We start from the raw sequence: 18389 nt of genomic DNA, 5'->3' as shown, positions 1-18389 counted from the left end.
GCATAAAAAAACACAGAGGGCGAGACCTCTGTGTTTGAACGCAGACTTGTCCTCTCAATAACGCTTACGAGGTTAGCTGTCGGATTCGGGCTTTGAGAGTGCCCTACCTGTAAAGGATTCACCCCGAGGCATGTGTATGCCGGTTGGATCCCCCGCTCTTTAAAAGATTAAGCGCATCTTTCGATAAATTTTTTTTAATTTTACTCTATGAACCTAGCTTCTGTAAATATTTAAATACTGGAACTGTACTTTAGCCTCACAGAAAAACAAAATAAATGACTGCCGCCAGGATAATTCTGTAAATGGCGAACGGCACCAGCTTGATTCTGTTGATGAGCGCCAGGAAAAAACGGATTGAGGCCAGGGCGAACACAAAGGCACTGATGAAGCCGACAATGAAGAATGGGATGGCATCAGGCGTGAAATACTCCCAATTTTTCAAGAGCGACAGCCCGCTCGCTCCAAGCATGACAGGCACCGCCATAATAAAGGTAAAGTCAGAGGCTGCCCTATGGCTGAGTCCAAGCAGCACCCCGCCCGAGATTGTGGAGCCTGACCGTGAAAAGCCCGGCCATAAAGCGATGCATTGGAACAATCCAATGAGGATTGCCTGCCGGTAAGTGATCTTGTCCACTGTCTCAATGGCCGGCTTCCTCTTTGAATAATAATCAGCTGCAATCATAAGCAATGCTCCAGCCACAAGGCCGATTACCACTGTATTGACAGAGAACAGATACTTATCTATATAATCCTCGAACAGAAGCCCAAGAACCGCAGCAGGCAGCAGGCCTGCAATCACTTGCGTGAGCTTCAGCCTCGGTCCATCCGATTGTTCCTTCCCCCCTTTACCCAGCCCGAGGAGCTGGATAAACCGGTCCTTGAACACAATCACCACCGCAAGGATCGACCCAAGCTGAATGACAACCTTGAATGTATTGGCTACTTCCTTCGAGAAAAGCTCTTTGGATTTTAATAGAATATCGTCCACTATAATCATATGGCCCGTAGACGAAACGGGCGCGAACTCAGTGAGACCTTCAACAATGCCCAATATCAGGGCAACAATCATCTCTTTCATCATTTTCCTCCAGAACAAAACAGCTGCCCCGCACGCAAAAGCTTCAAATATGAGCTCTCACTCGGCGGAGCAGTCCTGCCATCTATTTATTTATCTTTCTCTTTATCATCTTCCATGATGCCTTTTGTTGCCTTTTTGAATTCACGAAGCGTATTGCCGGCTGCCCTGCCAAGCTCAGGAAGCTTTTGCGGACCAAATATTAGCAGCGCAACAAAAACGATGATCATGATTTCCCCAAATCCTAAATTCCTCATCTCTGCACCTCTTTTTTCAGATTAATTTTTATCCATCACTAACAGAGGAGGAGATAAAAAACTTAGAATGAAAAAAGACCGGCGTAAGCAGGAACCTCAATTTTTCCAGCATGATATCCATCCGGAAATACCTTCTATAAAGCAGCATGCCGGCCGGCGCTGCCAATAATGGAAGATACGGGGCTGTTCCCAGGAGCTTCCCTTTTCGCTCAAAAGGTTTTTCTTTCGAAAAAGCCTTGCCCTCCTCCAGTACAATCATTTCAAAACGCTTGTCATCGCCCGAAAGCAGGCTCGAGAAAGGGTCATGACCTAGTCCCCATAGACTATAAACACTGATTGCAAATAGGAAAAGGAGATTCATTCCCGCCATAGTGTCTTCCCTTTCAGTTTGATAGAATTATCATACTTCGTCCGTCCCGGTTTGGAAAGACCGAAAATTGAGAAACGAGCCCCTTTTTATGGAAAAAAGAAAAGGAACAGGCTATCCTGCCCCTTCCTATCTCAAAAAATCATCAGGCAAATGACGCTGGCTGTTCAAAAACATGGCCACTCTTCTTTTATGATCCAGCTTGAACAAATGAACACCGGTATCTCCTGTAGCAAAGAGCCGGGTGCTGGTGTTGGGCAGTCCAAGCAGCGCCAGGATCAGCATGGAAATCAACCCGCCGTGCGAAACCGCAGCAATCCGCTTGTATCCTTTTTGTTCAGCATCATCCAGCAGCTCTGATAATACAGTTTCGGCACGGAATCTCATTTCAAGCATCGACTCCCCCTTCTCGATGCGCACATGCGGCTTTCTGCCCTCAGGCGGTTCTGGATAACGGATGCCCGCTTCCTCCCGGGACATCCCGGCCAGAACCCCATTATTGAATTCCATCAGCCTTTCATCCGTCTTCAGCCCGCACCCTACTCTGTCAGCTGTAATAACCGCTGTTTCATAGGCCCTTTTCAGCGTACTTGCCCAGATGATATCTGGAGGATAGTGTTCGGTGATAAACTCCGCAAGAAGGCCCGCCTGCCTCCTTCCCAAACTGGTCAGCGGAAAATCCGCCCTGCCCTCGTGGACGTTCAGCAGATCTGCTTCTGACTGGCCATGGCGGATCAGCAATAATTCAAGCATACAATCCACCCCTCTTTCTTTTTTATGTATAAAAAGATGTTCCACTGCCAAAATAAGGATGAATCTTGGCAGGAGAACAGATTAGTCAGCAAATCAAATACTTTTTTGCAGCCAATAAAAACTAAAACGAGGTGTAACGTGAATATTTCGGAATTGCTCATAAGGATCTCAGTTTCATTTCTTGTCCTTTTTCTACTAGCCAGACTGATGGGGCGGAAAGAAATTGCCCAGATGACCTTTTTCAATTTTGTCTCAGCCATTGCCATTGGATCTATTGCAGCCAACACAGTCCTTAACCCGAATGTGGCCCTTCGGAGCGGCGTCATTGCACTCACCGGCTGGGCAGTATTCACCATTCTCATGGGTTATCTTGATATCAAATCCCGGAAAGCAAGGTTATTCCTGGAGGGCCAGCCGCTGATTGTCATAAAAGACGGCAAGGTGATGGAAGATTCCCTCCGCAAAGCCAGACTGGATATAGATGCTTTGAATGCCCTGCTTCGGCAGAAAAATATCTTCTCTATCTCTGATGCCGACTATGCAGTGTTTGAAACTGACGGCAAGCTGTCGGTGCTTAAAAAAGAAGGAAAGCGCCCGCTGACGCAAAGCCATGCAGCTCAGGGGAACCCGGTGCCTAAAGATGCCTATCCGGTCGGCACTGCCGTCATTTCCGATGGCCAGCTTGTCTCCCGGAATCTTGACGGCTTAAACCTTTCCCAGGAATGGCTTGAAGACCAGCTCCAGCAAAGCGGCGCCTCCCTGTCTGATGTCTTTTACGCTGAAGTTCAGCAGAATGGCACCCTTTATGTTGACTATAAGGATGATCAGCTTCAATAACCGGAGAAAAGACTCTTCATAACTGACTGCGGCGCGGGCTTTACTGCAAAGACAGGGACCTGTAGCCAGGCCCCTGTCTTTCATTTATGCTATCTCACCAGCTCTACAAATTGCTCCAGCTTCTCAAGGCTGGTCAGGTTCTGATTGCACATCATGCTGTCGCTGCAAATATAATTGCCTTTTCTTACGTAAGTCCCTTGAACGGCGCCTTTCTTTTGGGAGACAAACAGTCCTGCCTCTCCATGTTTGCCGCATATGGAACAAATCCCTTTTTGGCTGATCGGCTTGAAGGTTCCCGTCAGGCCGGCAAGCTTATTTTTATACAGCACGGCCATATACCTTCTCCCAGTGCCTCTGTCGTCCCAGGAAAAGTAGGAAAGACCTTTCTGCTCCTCCAGCCCGGCTTCAGGCACCTTCAGCTTTTTAGCCTTGGGAAACAGCTTCCTGGCTGCCTGTTCGCCCACTGCCGGAAATGGGATGATATAAGCCTGCAGGCCTTCCAGGAACCGGTCTGCATCTGTCCTGTCCTTTATATCAGGCAACGGGGCAAGAAGCTCCTCCTGCTCAGCAGTGAGCTCTGGAAACAGGGCTTTAGCCTTCTCGGCTGTGATGGCTCTCAGTGCATTCAGAACCCCTTTATCATTTACTGAACTGTGCCCGTTCACAAGGTGGGCTGCCTGTTCTTTTATAAAATTATACTGGTCGTTCCGGATAAAGTGTTCCATTTCATTCACTCCTATTCTGTCCCGGATCAGGCTGTTGATTTCTAAAGACAATTATAAGAAAAATCAGCAGCCGGGAATAGGCCGAGAATGACTCTGAACCAAAGTGTACCTACTGCCTGCGCTTCTGTTTTGAATAGACTATCTTTTTGATTGTTTCATTGGCCAGGAAGTATTCTTCCGCCAGCACTTCGACCGGCTTTCCGTTCCGGAATGCCATCCTGATTTCCTCATTGCGTGCATCAATCTGCTTCCGCCCTCCGGAGGACTCCCCCCACTTTTGCCGGGCAGCCTCAGGCTTCGGAATATAAATCATCTCACCTTGAATATATTTCTGGATCTCCGCTATCAGCTCTTCAGGCAAAACAGCAGCTGCTTTTACATAGCTCATTTCGGCCAGCTCCTTATTTTAATGGTTTCTTAAATAAGGGGCAAAGCCAGTAATAGAAATGAGATTACATTGTAAGGGCGATTATATGAACCATCTCCCCATGCAAAGTATCGCCTTTCCTCTTACAGGCTTTGCATGAGCCGCTCCAGTATCCGGCAGCCGGAATATTTCTGCCATTTTACCCACCTCCCGATTACCCTGATTTTGGTATTTATTATAGTACAATTCGGGTGTGTCTGCATGTTTTTTGTGAGAACAGGCTGCATGCTCTGCGGCTGTCCCTGTGCCTTGAGGAACAACAAAAAAAGCATGGAAAGAGCAGAAGCCCTTTTCCATGCTTTCTTATTCTAGCAGCAATTGCCCGTATTCCCCAGCAGTACAAGGCCTTTCTTGTCTCCGCTAAGATCAAGGACCAGATCCTCTACATTCGGTTCAATGATCGGATCGATTGCCACCGTGATTTCATTGATTGTTGATACATTATCGTCCTCTTCCGGCTCATCCAGAGCCAGTCCTACTTTTGGCTGTCCTCAGCCATAGCCTGCGAAATATATGCGGATATTGCGGGCATTTTCTTTTTCAAACATCTGCTTTAAAATATCGCGTGCCTGATCAGTGATTTTCATCTGCAATTCCTCCTTTGCTGCTGTTATTATTACTTTACCACACAAACACCCGGGCTGGTATCAAATCAGCTCCACACAGCCCTGGGACTGTCATCCAATTGCTTCCTGCGATTGCATTTTTGCCCCAACACTGTCAGACTAGGATTGACAGATTATGAAGGCGAAGGTGAAAAGCTTGATTGAAGTTAGAATCTCAAACATTACCGATGACGAAACCAATAAAGGTGTGTTCGCTACCCGTGATATCAAAAAGGGAGAGCTGATCCACAGGGCCCCGGTACTTGCATATCCAAATGAAGAACATAAATATATTGAAAAAACCAGGCTCGCCGACTATGTATTCGAGTATGGGACGAACCATTCTGCCCTTCTCCTTGGATATGGAATGCTGTTCAACCATTCCTATGAGCCGAATGCCGATTATGAAATCAGTTTCGAGAATCACTCTTTTGATTTCTATGCTTACAAGGATATAAAAAAAGATGAAGAAATCATGATCAACTATAACGGCGATCCCGATGATGATGCTCTACTATGGTTTAACGGAGGAGAAGAATAAGGAGGGGCAGCTTCCCTCCTTATTCACTCTGCCATCCTGCTGTTCACATAAAATACGAGCCCCATCATAATGGCTATACAGAGCATGATCAAAAACTTCGGTGAACCCACTCCCAGAATACCGCCGATAATGAGAACGATGCCAAGAACCGCTTCCGTTCCCCCTACTAAATGGGCCAGTTTGTTTTTATCCCTTACCCTTTTTTCATTGAACCCCGATAGAAGCCACGTCATTTTCTTAACTCCTACCAGAAAACCAAGCACAAGAAAAATAGTTCCAAAAATAATTAAATCCTGATTCATTGATTCATCTCCTTATAATTTCTTCACTATGGCCGGAATAATATAAAAAGGAATAAATAGGGTTGCCAGCAGATAAATTAAGATCGTTTCTTTGTCCAGGCCGATCGCTGCCGAACTGGCAGTTTCCAAACACAGCAGCACGATTAAAATAAAATTCAGCAGATAGATGCTCCGCAGTGACCATTTTGCAATGTTGGCATTTACCCTGTCATCAAACTCGACTTCCTCTTCCTTCATACGCACCCTCAACATTTTGGCCAGGGCCACAAGGACAATTCCACATACCAGTAAAGTCCACTTGAAGATGCCGTCATCCATTAGAAACAAAACGAAAACAAAGGAAAGGACGGGCAGATAAGTAAACAGTATTCTCATAATCATTCCTCCATCCAGAATAGCTTCTCAACGGATGTATCAAGGGCAGCAGCAATCAGCAGGCAGACTTTAATGGTTGGATTATACTTCTGCGATTCAATCAAATTCATCGTCTGACGGGTCACCCCGACAAGCTTTGCCAGGTCTCCCTGCGTCAAGTTCCCTTTTTCCATCCTTGTAATCTTTACCGCATTCTTAATCAGAATTTCTTTCAAACACGCGCCTCCCACCAATATTGCCTTTTTCTGTTATTTAGATTGTAACATATAATTTACTTTTGTCGTATATATATGACAATATTCTTTGGGAATTTTTTAAATATTGCGATTCAAACGTTCAATTGAATCCTCACATCCTTGCAGCAGCAGTCCATTGTTACCCTTAGTCAAACGTTTGATTAAAGTCTCGTACACTATTGCATCAGCAGCCAGTTGCTTTCCTTCATCAAACGTTTGATTAAACCTTGGATACTGTGACAGCAGTACAATTGCAGCCCTTAATTAAACATTTGATTAATACCTTTACATTCTCACACCTATGCAAAAAGGAGGCATCCTGAAAGGAGCCTCCTTAGACAAACTATATATAATCCTTACTTCCGCTTATTCAACCGTAACAGATTTAGCCAGGTTGCGCGGTTTGTCTACATCGCATTCGCGGTGCAGGGCAGCATAGTAAGAGATCAGCTGCAATGGTATAACAGAGATAAGAGGTGTTAACAATTCATTTACTTCCGGAATCACGAAGCGGTCTTCTTCCTGTTCAAGACCCTTCATGCTGATGATGCATGGGTTGGCGCCGCGGGATACAACTTCCTTGACGTTTCCGCGGATGCTCAGGTTGACGCTTTCCTGTGTAGCAAGGGCAATGACCGGTGTACCGTCCTCAATCAGGGCGATGGTACCGTGCTTCAGCTCTCCGCCGGCAAAGCCTTCAGCCTGGATATAAGAGATCTCCTTCAGCTTCAGTGAGCCTTCAAGCCCCACATAGAAGTCGATTCCCCGGCCGATGAAGAAAGCGTTGCGTGTTGTTGCCAGATATTCGCGGGCAATCGCTTCGAATTCTTCTTTGCCGTCACAGAGGACCTCCATAGCATTGGCAACGATGCCAAGCTCCTGAACCAGGTTAAATGGCAGTCCAAGTCCTTTGCTCTTCGCTGTTACTTCTGCCAGGATGGCAAGAACAGCCAGCTGGGCAGTATATGCTTTTGTTGAAGCAACTGCAATTTCAGGACCTGCATGAAGAAGCAGCGTGTAATCAGCTTCACGGGAAAGGGTTGAACCCTGAACATTCGTGATGGTCAGTGCTTTGTAGCCCATCTCTTTAATGTTCACAAGCACGGCACGGCTGTCTGCTGTTTCACCGCTCTGTGAAATAAAGACGAATAGCGGCTTTTCTGACAGAAGCGGCATATTGTAGCCAAATTCGCTGGCAATATGGACTTCCACCGGAATCTTAGCCATTCTTTCGATGAACTGCTTGCCGACAAGGCCGGCATGATAAGAAGTACCAGCTGCGATGATGTAGATCCGGTCGCTTTCATTCATCGCATCAAGGATGTCCTGGTCGATGACCAATTCATCATTTGCATTCTGGTATTTCTGGATGATGCGGCGTGTCACAAGCGGCTGCTCATCAATTTCCTTCAGCATATAGTGAGGGTATGTGCCCTTTTCAATATCGCTTGCATCAAGCTCTGCTGTGTAGGGATTTCTGGCAATGATTTGGCCGTCCATATCCTGGATCATGACTTCGTTCTTTTTAACGATGACGATTTCTTTATCCATCAGCTCGACATACTGGTCTGTCACCTGAAGCATTGCCATTGCATCGCTCGCAACCACATTGAATGTGTCGCCAAGACCGACAAGAAGCGGGCTCTTGTTCTTCGCTACAAAGATCGTTTCATCATTCTGCTCATCAAGGAGCGCCAATGCATAAGAACCCTTCAGCAGGCGCAGTGTCTTGCGGAAAGCATCTTCTGTTGCTTCCCCTTCATTTACGAACAGCTCAATCAGCTGGACGATGACTTCTGTGTCCGTATCGCTCTGAAGCTCTACACCGCTCAGAAATTCGCGCTTCAGCTGGTCATAGTTTTCAATAACACCGTTGTGTACGAGTGTGAAGCGTCCGCCCGCACTCTGGTGGGGATGGGCATTCTTTTTGCTCGGTACACCATGAGTCGCCCAGCGCGTGTGTCCGATCCCGGTGTGGGCTTCCACATCTCCATCAACGATGCTGCGCAGGTCGGCAATGCGGCCTTTTTCCTTGAAAACATGAACACCGTTTTCGTTCATGACCGCGATCCCTGCTGAGTCATAGCCTCTATATTCAAGCTTTTCCAAGCCTTTTAATAATACTTCCTTTGAATCAGTGTTTCCGATATAACCTACAATTCCGCACATACTTCTGTGTCCTCCCTAATAAAGGGGGCAAGAAGCCTTTTTTAGAGGGCATACTTGCCCCCTTATCTCTAGTTTTTGTTTGTTCAGAAGCATATCCCTCTCTTTGTCCACCAAGTTGCCTTGATGCTTTAAAGAAGGATTTTCGGTTGTGCTTGCTCAACCGGGAGGCATCCGCCGAAAAATCGATAAACCTCCTCCTCGTCAACTAGCCCTCTCATGGCTAGTTCAGGCGCTTTAAAAGTATACCCTGACGACCCACCTTTCTATTATTGAATATGCTTTGCACAATGGTTTGCAAAAACAGGATAATCATACATCACTACGTGAGAATCCGTCAACTGATATCATAAAAAATACACATTTTCCCATGAAGCTTTGGGGCTCCATATAAAAAAATATGCATAGAGGCGCCAAAGCGTTCCTCTATGCATATCTTCCCTTCCATTACTCCTTTAAACCCATTTCCTCGCGGACAACAGCGGCTATGCGTTCCACATAGGCCTCACACTGCTCCTTTGTTGGCGCCTCAGCCATTACACGGACCAATGGCTCAGTGCCGGAAGGCCTGACAAGGATGCGTCCGTTTCCGTTCATTTCATTTTCAACCTCTGTAATCACGGCATGAACCTTATCGTTGTCTGTTACATGGTGCTTGTCTGTAACTTTAATGTTGACGAGCGTCTGCGGGAACTTCTTCATTTCATTCGCAAGCTCTGACAGCGGCTTCTTGGTCGCTTGCATGATATTGGCAAGCTGAAGGCCAGTCAAAAGTCCATCACCGGTTGTGTTGTAGTCAAGGAAGATAATATGGCCGGATTGCTCCCCGCCAAGGCTGTAGCCCTCTTTTTTCATTTCCTCCACCACATAGCGGTCTCCGACTGCAGTCTGGATGCTTTCAATGCCGTTTGCTTCAAGCCCTTTGTAGAAGCCCAGGTTGCTCATGACTGTGGATACAACTGTGTTATGCTTCAGACGGCCCTGCTCTTTCAGGTATTTTCCGCAGATATACATGATTTGATCTCCATCAACGATGTCGCCATTTTCGTCTACAGCAATCAAACGGTCTCCGTCGCCGTCAAAAGCAAATCCGGCATCTGCCCCTTTTTCCTTTACAAAGGCCGAAAGCGCTTCAGGATGCGTCGATCCTACGCCATCGTTTATGTTAAGACCGTTAGGGGATGCGCCCATTGTCGAAAGGTCGGCATCAAGGTCTGCAAACAAATGTGCTGCCAGTGAAGATGTAGCACCGTTCGCACAGTCAAGCGCAATATGTATGCCTGAGAAGTCTTCATCAACACTTTGCTTCAAATATTGAAGATATTTCTGTCCGCCTTCAAAATAATCATTCACCTGGCCAAGGTCTGCCCCTACCGGACGCGGAAGCTCATCTTCTGCCTTATCCATGAGAGCTTCAATTTCCAGCTCCTGATCATCTGAAAGCTTAAAGCCATCAGGCCCGAAGAATTTGATCCCATTATCAGCTACAGGGTTGTGGGAAGCTGAGATCATGACACCTGCCTGTGCACCAAGGGCTTTTGTCAGATACGCTACTCCAGGCGTTGAAATGACGCCGAGGCGCATAACTTCAGCTCCAATGGAAAGCAGTCCTGCTACAAGGGCTCCTTCCAGCATATGCCCTGATATGCGTGTATCGCGGCCGATCAATACTTTTGGGCGTTCCTCATTCTTTGTTAGCACATATCCGCCAAACCGGCCCAGTTTAAAAGCCAGCTCCGGGGTCAACTCACTGTTTGCAATCCCTCGTACTCCATCGGTACCGAAATATTTACCCATTAAAAATCGCTCCTTCTAACCATAGTGACATTATATTTAAGCTTCTTCATTCTTTTGAGTGATAGAAATCTTTACTGTTTCTCTTGATAGCTTCCAGCTTACATTATCGGGGCCAGTCACCTTTACAGGCACATTATGCTCCCCTTCTGACAGGCTGCTTGCATCAACGAATATATTGAAATCTGCAGAACCAAGGCCATTGACCACACTGACCGGCCCCTGGACAGACAGATTTGTTCTCCCTGATCCATCAGCGAAAGCAGCGGTATATCCTTCTGCTGCCCCAGTCAGGTCAATCGGAAGGTTCGAGAAGGTTTTGGTTTCATCCTTCTCTGTTTCTTCCGCAGGAGGAGTCGCCGTCTCAGCTTCATCTTCTTCTGCTTCTGAGCCGGCGTCCTCCTGATCTTCCTGGCTTTCAGCTGTCACATCCACGGAAGCCTCTACTGTCTTCGGATCGACAGATGTGATGCCGTCCGGGATGATGACCGGAAGGGTCTGAACACCATCTTTGGTGATCTTGCCCAGGTCAATCTCAACCCTAACTCTTTCCGTCTGGCCGAGCGCTTCTTCGCTTCCGGTGATTCTCGCCTCAGCTGTATCCAGATCAATACTGTTAAGCGTCACACCCGAAGGCAGTGAACCTTTCCGGACGACATCGATCGGCACGGTCTTAGCGAGGCTTTTCACAGACACGGTAACCTCTACCGTCTCTGGATCGACAGCTACATTCAGCTTATTCATATCCCTGTCGAGCACCCTGATGCTTGCAGCTCCTGTGACAGATTCCTCTATCGGACCTTTGACATCGAGAGCTGCCTTCACATAGCTGATGCGGTCGACTACGTCCTTGGCACCCGTTATTTTAACAGTTTCAGGCTTAACAGATGGTGCTCCGGATGTGAATCCGTCTCCAAGCAGGGACTGGTTGAATTCAGGCTCTACCTTGAACTCCTTCGTTACTTTCTCCTGGATAGAGACTGTAGCATATAACGGATCGACTGTTACATCGAGGCGATCCGAAATGTCCCTTACAAGGATCCGGACCTGCTTTTCGCCAACTTCAGCATCAGATAAATTTACATATACTTCAAAGTCCCGCTGCGTCTTGGCGATCTGGACATGGCTTTTCGGCCCTGACACCCTCACATCTACAGTATCCGGAACTCCGGTGACGACAAGATTATCGGTATCATAATAGGATTTGACCGGGACATCTTCAATAAGCTCAGTGTCCTGATCCCCGGGAACATTAACCTCGCCCGATTTGTCGGATCCATCATAGACAGCATCAAAAAGGAGCAAAGCCAGAACAAGGGCCACAGCTTTCATGAACCACCTGTTGTCCACCAGCTTATCAATCAGCTTATCCATTTTTCTTCCCCCTCCAATTCCAGCGGGCTGAAGAAGACTGTTTCGCCTTCTGGCTGACAATCAATTCATTGGATAGGAGCTCCTTGAATGCCTCAGAGCTCAGGCTTCTATGAAGCTCACCGTTTTTAGTCAGTGAGACGCTTCCCGTTTCTTCAGATACAACGATGGTAAGGCTGTCTGTGACCTCACTGATTCCCAGGGCGGCCCTGTGCCTTGTGCCAAGTTCCTTAGAAATGAACGGACTCTCAGACAGCGGCAGATAGCAGGCTGCAGCTTCCACACAGTTCCTCTGGATAATGACCGCCCCGTCATGAAGAGGTGTATTCGGGATGAAAATATTGATCAGGAGCTCTGATGATATTTTTGAATTCAGCTGAATGCCTGTTTCTATATAATCGCCCATCCCTGTTTCTCGCTCAATCGAAATCAGGGCGCCAATCCGGCGTTTAGCCATATAATCAACGGCCTTTGTAATGGAATCCACCATCTTTTCCTGTTCATTTTCTTCCTGGGAGCTGCTTCTCGAAAAGAATCTTCCCCTCCCCAGCTGCTCAAGCGCCCTCCGGAGCTCAGGCTGGAAGATGATGATAATGGCCAGGACCCCCCATAGCAGAACCTGTTCCATCATCCAGCCAAGTGTCTGCAGCTGGAATTTATCGCTGATCACCTTGACGATCAGAATGACAAAAATCCCTTTCAAGAGCTGTACGGCCTTGGTGCCCCTCACAATCATGATCAGTTTGTAGATGACGTACCAAACAAGGAGAATGTCAACAATATTAGCCAGGTATTTCAAAATTGAGAAATCTGCAAACGACATTATCCCTTCCTCCAAATATATTTTTCCAAAAAGCATAAGCTTTGTTTTCAATGTATGTAACTCACATATTATATCATAAATACTCTGAAAACCAATGATATGGACATGGGATATATTGCAAAGCTCTTGGCGTGCCTTCTCATTCATCTAAAAGAAAATCCCTGCCAAATGAATATCGGCTCAGCCGGATATTTCTAGTTTGACAGGGATTTGCTCTCTCTATTCAATCAGCCTGCTGCAGGCTCTTTTTCTTTCTCATCGAACACATTCACAAGATCTTTGCCAAGGCTCTTGATATGATACCAGAGCCACTCAAACACTTCATTCACTTCCTTGATATCACCAGTCACCTGGCCTGCAGAAGCCATATACTGCTCTCCATTGATGACGGTCACATCGCCATCGACCTGGCCTTCGATTTTTATCTTGCCATTGCGGACAATCACATCACCCTTGATTACTTCACCTTCCGGTACGATGACCGTGTCATTCTGGACGATCAGGTTCGGCTGTTTGGAGACCGAAAAATTATGGTCCTTATTCCAGGTGGAGACGACACTTCCCATCATAAGGATGAGGAACAGGGAAGCAGCAGTAAGCAGGGGATGATGCCTGAACCAACGCTGGAAGCCCACCTGCTTCTTTTCTTTTGGAAGCTTCGCCATCACACCAGCTGTGAAGCCTGACGGAGCTTGTATATGTGAAGTGCTTTGCACTAGTGCAATAGCTCTCTTTAATTCATGAAAATAAGAGCGGCATTCGTCGCAGCTGCTCAAATGCTCCCTTAATTGCTGTTCATGCTCGGCTGAGATCTCTTCATCTAGATACTCGTGCATATACTCGACAATCTCTGCTGGACATTTCAAAGTTCTCACCCTCTTAAAATGATAAGCTGAATTCATTTTTGCAAAAGAAGATGGCATAGCCATTCATCTCTACACATGACGCAGCTGCTTTCTTAAAGCTTCCCTGCCCCTGTGTATGCGGGTCTTAACCGTCCCGAGCGGCAGGTCCATAATCTCGCTTATTTCGTTGAGAGAAAGCTCCTCGATATATTTCAGCACAATTACTGACCTGTATTTTTCAGGAAGCTTGGAAATTTCGTTTTGAATGGTTTCCTGAAGCTCCAGGCTCTCTACATCTTCCTCGGGCAGTCTGGTATCCGCTGCAATCTGCGAATACATCGTCAATCCGTCCGTCCCGGCAACCTCCGCATCCAGAAAATAGTCGGGCTTTTTCTTCCTGATCCGGTCAATGCATAAATTGGTTGCGATTCTGTACAGCCAGGTGGAAAACTTCAGGTCGATATTAAAGCTTTGAATATTAACATATGCGCGCAGGAAAGCCTCCTGTGCAATATCCTCCGCCTCATGGCGGTTGCCGAGCATACGGAAACAAAGCTGGAACACCTTGTCTTTATAAATTTCCACAATTTCCCCAAAAGCATTCTGGTCGCCTTTTAATACCTGTTTGATCCTTTTCTTTACGATTGCTTCCATTTCTATTTACCTCCGCTCTAATGCGGCTATACGATATTACGGATCGATAGCGGAAAAGGTTTCGTTTTTTATATAAAATTTCTCAATAACTATTATTTTAACAAAAATTTACTTCTTCATGTTTAAAAAGTTTTAAATGGGGTATAAAGGGACTAATTAAGCTGAGGAAAAGGCAGGTTTTTTTGAATGGGCATTCAAGAACTGTTGCAGGATATTGAAAAGTGCCGCAAGGAAATGGTCCAACTGGCTTCCCGTACCTCTTTGTCCAGCCATCATGTAATTGAAGCCAGTACAAGGCTGGATTCATTGCTGAACAAATACAATCATCTGGTCAAAAAACGGTAACTTGAAAAATCAAGTTACCGTTTTTTGTTTCTTTCTTTAAAGGAGCTTTTCGCCGAAAAGCGATCCCATCAGCGCAACGGCTACAGATGCCGTCTTATTCTTGTCATCGAGGATCGGATTGACCTCCACGAACTCAGCGGAAGTGATCAGCTCCGCTTCTGCAAGCATTTCCATCGCCAGGTGGCTTTCACGGTAGCTGATGCCTCCTATGACTGGAGTCCCCACGCCTGGTGCATCGTTGGGATCCAGCCCGTCCAGATCCAATGATAAATGAACCCCATCAGTCCGGTCCCTCAGATACTCAATTGCTTCTTCCATCACTCTTGCCATCCCGAGCCTGTCAATCTCATGCATTGTATATACTTTGATGCCCTTCTCCTTCACAAGCTCTTTCTCACCCTCATCCAGGGCCCTTGCTCCGATGATGACGATGTTCTCAGGCTTTACCTTCGGTGAGTAGCCCCCAATCCCGGTCAGAAGCGGATGGCCGATGCCCAGCGAAGCTGCCAGCGGCATGCCATGGATATTCCCGGAAGGCGATGTTTCTGCTGTATTCAGATCTCCATGGGCATCATACCAGATGACGCCGAGGTTTTTATAGTGCCGCGACACACCTGCAAGCGTCCCGATGGCAATGCTGTGGTCCCCGCCTAACACAAGAGGGAATGAACCGCCCTTGATTACTTCATCAACCTTTTCTGCCAGCTGGCCGGTCTTATCTGCAATAAGCTCAAGATTCCTCAGATTGGTATCTGGATCTATCTCCACCTCCGGGCGTCCAATCGCTATATCACCCAGATCATGAATGTGCTCAAATAAAGATTTCAGACGTTCATTTACACCGGCATAGCGGATAGCACTTGGCCCCATATCAACACCTCGCCTCATTTGCCCAAGATCCATCGGCATCCCGATAATCGATAGTTTCTTCATCTCTCTATGTTCCTCCTTCACCCCTGTTCTGCTTTCATTTTAACCGCTTTCAAAGCAATGACTCAACTCGACAAAATCATGCATATATATGCGTACTTTTCTGAAAAATCAAAAGGATAAAAAGATAGAGGTAAATTCCTGGGGAATCGGCAGCATGAATTATAACGAAAATGGCATGATCACCCGCGGATAACACAAGCTGCTACAGATTTAGATTCGATGTTCATGTACAGCTGTTAGAAGTTATAACATTTTTAAACATAAAAAAACCTTAAACCCGGCAGAGTTTAAGGTAAGATGTATGTAGTAATGGTGGAGCCTAGCGGGATCGAACCGCTGACCTCCTGCGTGCAAAGCAGGCGCTCTCCCAGCTGAGCTAAGGCCCCGTATATTGGAGCGGAAGACGGGATTCGAACCCGCGACCCCCACCTTGGCAAGGTGATGTTCTACCACTGAACTACTTCCGCATTCATTAAGACAAACCTTAGGGTATAAAACCTAAGGCCTGCCCTGCTATGATGAGCCATGAAGGACTCGAACCTTCGACCCTCTGATTAAAAGTCAGATGCTCTACCGACTGAGCTAATGGCTCAAAAAATGGCTGGGCTAGCTGGATTCGAACCAACGCATGACGGAGTCAAAGTCCGTTGCCTTACCGCTTGGCTATAGCCCATTGATCAATGACCTGCCGGTCAAAATAAAAAGGACATTTATAAGATTGTCCAAATCTGCAGTTTTTATTCAAAATGGTGGAGGGGGACGGATTCGAACCGCCGAACCCGGAGGGAGCGGATTTACAGTCCGCCGCGTTTAGCCACTTCGCTACCCCTCCACATTCCATTACAGATAAGTAAAGGAAATGGTGCCGGCTAGAGGACTTGAACCCCCAACCTACTGATTACAAGTCAGTTGCTCTACCAATTGAGCTAAACCGGCAAATATGGTGGAGGATGACGGGATCGAACCGCCGACCCTCTGCTTGTAAGGCAGATGCTCTCCCAGCTGAGCTAATCCTCCAAATGGTGACCCCTACGGGATTCGAACCCGTGTTACCGCCGTGAAAGGGCGGTGTCTTAACCGCTTGACCAAGGGGCCTTGCTATTAATTTAAGAAATTATGATCTCTATAAGCTTCCAACCGGGCTCGAACCGGTGACCTCTTCCTTACCATGGAAGCACTCTACCTACTGAGCTATGGAAGCATTAGCCCAATACCTTAAGCGGTATTAAGGATGGCTCCGCAGGCAGGACTCGAACCTGCGACCGTTCGGTTAACAGCCGAATGCTCTACCACTGAGCTACTGCGGAATGTTTTTGTTTCGCCCGGCAGCGTCCTACTCTCACAGGGGGAGAGCCCCCAACTACCATCGGCGCTGAGAAGCTTAACTTCCGTGTTCGGTATGGGAACGGGTGTGACCTTCTCGCTATCGCCACCAGACTATTTTTCAAGACAAGTATTATTATATCATCTTGTTTTTGTTTTGCAAGGGATTTTTTTAAAAATTTCATTCCCTCAAAACTAGATAATGCAGAAGAAGAATTACAAAGCAATCAAATGTGGTTAAGTCCTCGATCTATTAGTATCTGTCAGCTCCACGTGTCACCACGCTTCCACCTCAGACCTATCAACCTGATCATCTTTCAGGGATCTTACTAGCTTGACGCTATGGGAAATCTCATCTCGAGGGGGGCTTCATGCTTAGATGCTTTCAGCACTTATCCCTTCCGCACATAGCTACCCAGCGATGCCTTTGGCAAGACAACTGGTACACCAGCGGTGCGTCCATCCCGGTCCTCTCGTACTAAGGACAGCTCCTCTCAAATTTCCTGCGCCCACGACGGATAGGGACCGAACTGTCTCACGACGTTCTGAACCCAGCTCGCGTACCGCTTTAATGGGCGAACAGCCCAACCCTTGGGACCGACTACAGCCCCAGGATGCGATGAGCCGACATCGAGGTGCCAAACCTCCCCGTCGATGTGGACTCTTGGGGGAGATAAGCCTGTTATCCCCGGGGTAGCTTTTATCCGTTGAGCGATGGCCCTTCCATGCGGAACCACCGGATCACTAAGCCCGACTTTCGTCCCTGCTCGACTTGTAGGTCTCGCAGTCAAGCTCCCTTGTGCCTTTACACTCTGCGAATGATTTCCAACCATTCTGAGGGAACCTTTGGGCGCCTCCGTTACTTTTTAGGAGGCGACCGCCCCAGTCAAACTGCCCGCCTGACACTGTCTCCCGCCCCGATCAGGGGCGCGGGTTAGAATTTCAATACAGCCAGGGTAGTATCCCACCAATGCCTCCACCGAAGCTGGCGCTCCGGCTTCAAAGGCTCCTACCTATCCTGTACAAGCTGTACCAAAATTCAATATCAGGCTGCAGTAAAGCTCCACGGGGTCTTTCCGTCCTGTCGCGGGTAACCTGCATCTTCACAGGTACTATAATTTCACCGAGTCTCTCGTTGAGACAGTGCCCAGATCGTTACGCCTTTCGTGCGGGTCGGAACTTACCCGACAAGGAATTTCGCTACCTTAGGACCGTTATAGTTACGGCCGCCGTTTACTGGGGCTTCGATTCAGAGCTTCGCTTGCGCTAACCCCTCCTCTTAACCTTCCAGCACCGGGCAGGCGTCAGCCCCTATACTTCGCCTTGCGGCTTCGCAGAGACCTGTGTTTTTGCTAAACAGTCGCCTGGGCCTATTCACTGCGGCTTTTCCGGGCTATTCACCCTAAAAAGCACCCCTTCTCCCGAAGTTACGGGGTCATTTTGCCGAGTTCCTTAACGAGAGTTCTCTCGCTCACCTTAGGATTCTCTCCTCGCCTACCTGTGTCGGTTTGCGGTACGGGCACCTTTTCCCTCGCTAGAGGCTTTTCTTGGCAGTGTGGAATCAGGAACTTCGGTACTAAATTTCCCTCGCCGTCACAGCTCAGCCTGATGCAAACGGGATTTGCCTCGTTTGCA

At 47.4% G+C, this 18389-nt stretch carries 19 protein-coding genes, 10 tRNA genes, 2 rRNA genes and 1 riboswitch (1 of these 32 only partly in view); of the genes, 3 read left to right on the top strand and 28 right to left on the bottom strand.

The window, feature by feature from the left end; all coding sequences use genetic code 11:
- Positions 1-46: 46 nt before the first annotated feature.
- Positions 47-184: riboswitch (cyclic di-AMP (ydaO/yuaA leader) on the bottom strand.
- Positions 185-256: 72 nt separating this feature from the next.
- The 4 genes from N288_RS01095 to N288_RS01080 all read right to left on the bottom strand — a co-directional run bounded on the left by N288_RS01095 (position 257) and on the right by N288_RS01080 (position 2452).
- Positions 257-1078, bottom strand: a complete 822-nt coding sequence (locus tag N288_RS01095) for an undecaprenyl-diphosphate phosphatase (RefSeq protein ID WP_022543233.1) — start codon at positions 1076-1078, stop codon at positions 257-259.
- Between the two features lie 86 nt (positions 1079-1164).
- On the bottom strand, positions 1165-1332 hold the full coding sequence (locus N288_RS01090) for a twin-arginine translocase TatA/TatE family subunit (RefSeq protein WP_009795699.1): 168 nt from the start codon (positions 1330-1332) through the stop codon (positions 1165-1167).
- A gap of 28 nt (positions 1333-1360) precedes the next feature.
- Entirely contained in the window at positions 1361-1702 is a 342-nt protein-coding gene (locus tag N288_RS01085; protein ID WP_009795698.1) for a hypothetical protein, read from the bottom strand.
- Between the two features lie 126 nt (positions 1703-1828).
- The gene (locus tag N288_RS01080; protein WP_009795697.1) at positions 1829-2452 is read right to left on the bottom strand and encodes a histidine phosphatase family protein; all 624 of its coding nucleotides are present in this window, start codon (positions 2450-2452) and stop codon (positions 1829-1831) included.
- A 138-nt stretch (positions 2453-2590) separates the two neighbouring features.
- On the opposite strand from N288_RS01080, the gene N288_RS01075 reads away from it, so the two are divergent.
- Positions 2591-3289 carry a DUF421 domain-containing protein gene (locus N288_RS01075; RefSeq protein WP_022543232.1) on the top strand — a complete coding sequence of 233 codons (699 nt, stop codon included), beginning with the start codon at positions 2591-2593 and terminating at the stop codon, positions 3287-3289.
- 89 nt (positions 3290-3378) lie between these two features.
- Here N288_RS01075 and N288_RS01070 read toward each other — a convergent pair whose 3' ends face one another.
- Both N288_RS01070 and N288_RS01065 read right to left on the bottom strand, forming a co-directional pair.
- A complete protein-coding gene (locus N288_RS01070; RefSeq protein WP_022543231.1) occupies positions 3379-4014 on the bottom strand; it encodes a FusB/FusC family EF-G-binding protein in 636 nt (211 codons plus the stop codon).
- A 109-nt stretch (positions 4015-4123) separates the two neighbouring features.
- Positions 4124-4402 carry a CD3324 family protein gene (locus N288_RS01065; protein WP_009795694.1) on the bottom strand — a complete coding sequence of 93 codons (279 nt, stop codon included), beginning with the start codon at positions 4400-4402 and terminating at the stop codon, positions 4124-4126.
- Positions 4403-5203: 801 nt separating this feature from the next.
- Between N288_RS01065 and N288_RS01060 the strand changes: the two genes are divergently transcribed.
- Entirely contained in the window at positions 5204-5587 is a 384-nt protein-coding gene (locus N288_RS01060) for an SET domain-containing protein (protein ID WP_035403454.1), read from the top strand.
- Between the two features lie 23 nt (positions 5588-5610).
- Here the strand turns inward: N288_RS01060 and N288_RS01055 are convergent, their stop codons facing one another.
- From N288_RS01055 to sigW, 9 genes are all read right to left on the bottom strand, one after another.
- A complete protein-coding gene (locus N288_RS01055) occupies positions 5611-5889 on the bottom strand; it encodes a DUF3784 domain-containing protein (RefSeq protein WP_009795689.1) in 279 nt (92 codons plus the stop codon).
- 12 nt (positions 5890-5901) lie between these two features.
- The gene (locus N288_RS01050) at positions 5902-6264 is read right to left on the bottom strand and encodes a hypothetical protein (RefSeq protein WP_022543228.1); all 363 of its coding nucleotides are present in this window, start codon (positions 6262-6264) and stop codon (positions 5902-5904) included.
- Positions 6265-6266: 2 nt separating this feature from the next.
- On the bottom strand, positions 6267-6479 hold the full coding sequence (locus N288_RS01045) for a helix-turn-helix transcriptional regulator (RefSeq protein WP_009795687.1): 213 nt from the start codon (positions 6477-6479) through the stop codon (positions 6267-6269).
- A 387-nt stretch (positions 6480-6866) separates the two neighbouring features.
- Positions 6867-8669: a glutamine--fructose-6-phosphate transaminase (isomerizing) gene (gene glmS, locus N288_RS01040; RefSeq protein WP_009795686.1), complete on the bottom strand. Its 1803-nt coding sequence runs from the start codon at positions 8667-8669 to the stop codon at positions 6867-6869.
- Between the two features lie 444 nt (positions 8670-9113).
- Positions 9114-10463, bottom strand: a complete 1350-nt coding sequence (gene glmM / locus N288_RS01035; protein WP_022543227.1) for a phosphoglucosamine mutase — start codon at positions 10461-10463, stop codon at positions 9114-9116.
- Between the two features lie 36 nt (positions 10464-10499).
- On the bottom strand, positions 10500-11834 hold the full coding sequence (locus tag N288_RS01030) for a CdaR family protein (RefSeq protein WP_009795683.1): 1335 nt from the start codon (positions 11832-11834) through the stop codon (positions 10500-10502).
- Entirely contained in the window at positions 11827-12654 is an 828-nt protein-coding gene (cdaA, locus tag N288_RS01025; RefSeq protein ID WP_009795682.1) for a diadenylate cyclase CdaA, read from the bottom strand. Before cdaA ends, N288_RS01030 begins: the two co-directional genes overlap by 8 nt.
- 227 nt (positions 12655-12881) lie before the next feature.
- Positions 12882-13520 (bottom strand): anti-sigma factor family protein, encoded by a 639-nt coding sequence (locus N288_RS01020; RefSeq protein WP_035403448.1) that lies wholly within the window; start codon positions 13518-13520, stop codon positions 12882-12884.
- A gap of 69 nt (positions 13521-13589) precedes the next feature.
- Entirely contained in the window at positions 13590-14153 is a 564-nt protein-coding gene (gene sigW / locus N288_RS01015) for an RNA polymerase sigma factor SigW (protein WP_009795680.1), read from the bottom strand.
- 186 nt (positions 14154-14339) lie between these two features.
- On the opposite strand from sigW, the gene N288_RS24465 reads away from it, so the two are divergent.
- Positions 14340-14498, top strand: a complete 159-nt coding sequence (locus N288_RS24465) for an aspartyl-phosphate phosphatase Spo0E family protein (protein ID WP_022543224.1) — start codon at positions 14340-14342, stop codon at positions 14496-14498.
- A 36-nt stretch (positions 14499-14534) separates the two neighbouring features.
- Here N288_RS24465 and rocF read toward each other — a convergent pair whose 3' ends face one another.
- The 13 genes from rocF to N288_RS00950 form a co-directional block, all read right to left on the bottom strand.
- Complete coding sequence (rocF, locus tag N288_RS01010) at positions 14535-15431, bottom strand: arginase (RefSeq protein ID WP_009795852.1); 897 nt, start codon at positions 15429-15431, stop codon at positions 14535-14537.
- Positions 15432-15741: 310 nt separating this feature from the next.
- Positions 15742-15817 (bottom strand) — tRNA-Ala (locus N288_RS01005).
- Between the two features lie 6 nt (positions 15818-15823).
- Positions 15824-15898 (bottom strand) — tRNA-Gly (locus N288_RS01000).
- A 52-nt stretch (positions 15899-15950) separates the two neighbouring features.
- Positions 15951-16023: transfer RNA gene (locus N288_RS00995), tRNA-Lys, on the bottom strand.
- Positions 16024-16029: 6 nt separating this feature from the next.
- Positions 16030-16104: transfer RNA gene (locus tag N288_RS00990), tRNA-Gln, on the bottom strand.
- A 74-nt stretch (positions 16105-16178) separates the two neighbouring features.
- A tRNA-Tyr gene (locus N288_RS00985) sits at positions 16179-16263 on the bottom strand.
- Between the two features lie 28 nt (positions 16264-16291).
- Positions 16292-16367, bottom strand: a tRNA-Thr gene (locus tag N288_RS00980).
- A 5-nt stretch (positions 16368-16372) separates the two neighbouring features.
- A tRNA-Val gene (locus tag N288_RS00975) sits at positions 16373-16448 on the bottom strand.
- 3 nt (positions 16449-16451) lie between these two features.
- Positions 16452-16526 (bottom strand) — tRNA-Glu (locus N288_RS00970).
- 33 nt (positions 16527-16559) lie between these two features.
- Positions 16560-16632, bottom strand: a tRNA-Thr gene (locus N288_RS00965).
- 31 nt (positions 16633-16663) lie between these two features.
- A tRNA-Asn gene (locus N288_RS00960) sits at positions 16664-16738 on the bottom strand.
- A 13-nt stretch (positions 16739-16751) separates the two neighbouring features.
- A 5S ribosomal RNA gene (rrf, locus tag N288_RS00955) occupies positions 16752-16868 on the bottom strand.
- 119 nt (positions 16869-16987) lie between these two features.
- Positions 16988-18389, bottom strand: a 23S ribosomal RNA gene (locus N288_RS00950) (it continues 1543 nt past the right edge of the window).

The sequence above is a fragment of the Bacillus infantis NRRL B-14911 genome, from assembly GCF_000473245.1.
In the GTDB taxonomy this organism is placed as follows: Bacteria; Bacillota; Bacilli; order Bacillales; family Cytobacillaceae; genus Bacillus_AB; species Bacillus_AB infantis.
Note: the sequence above shows the minus strand (reverse complement) of the source record. Positions and strands in the feature narration are given on the sequence as shown.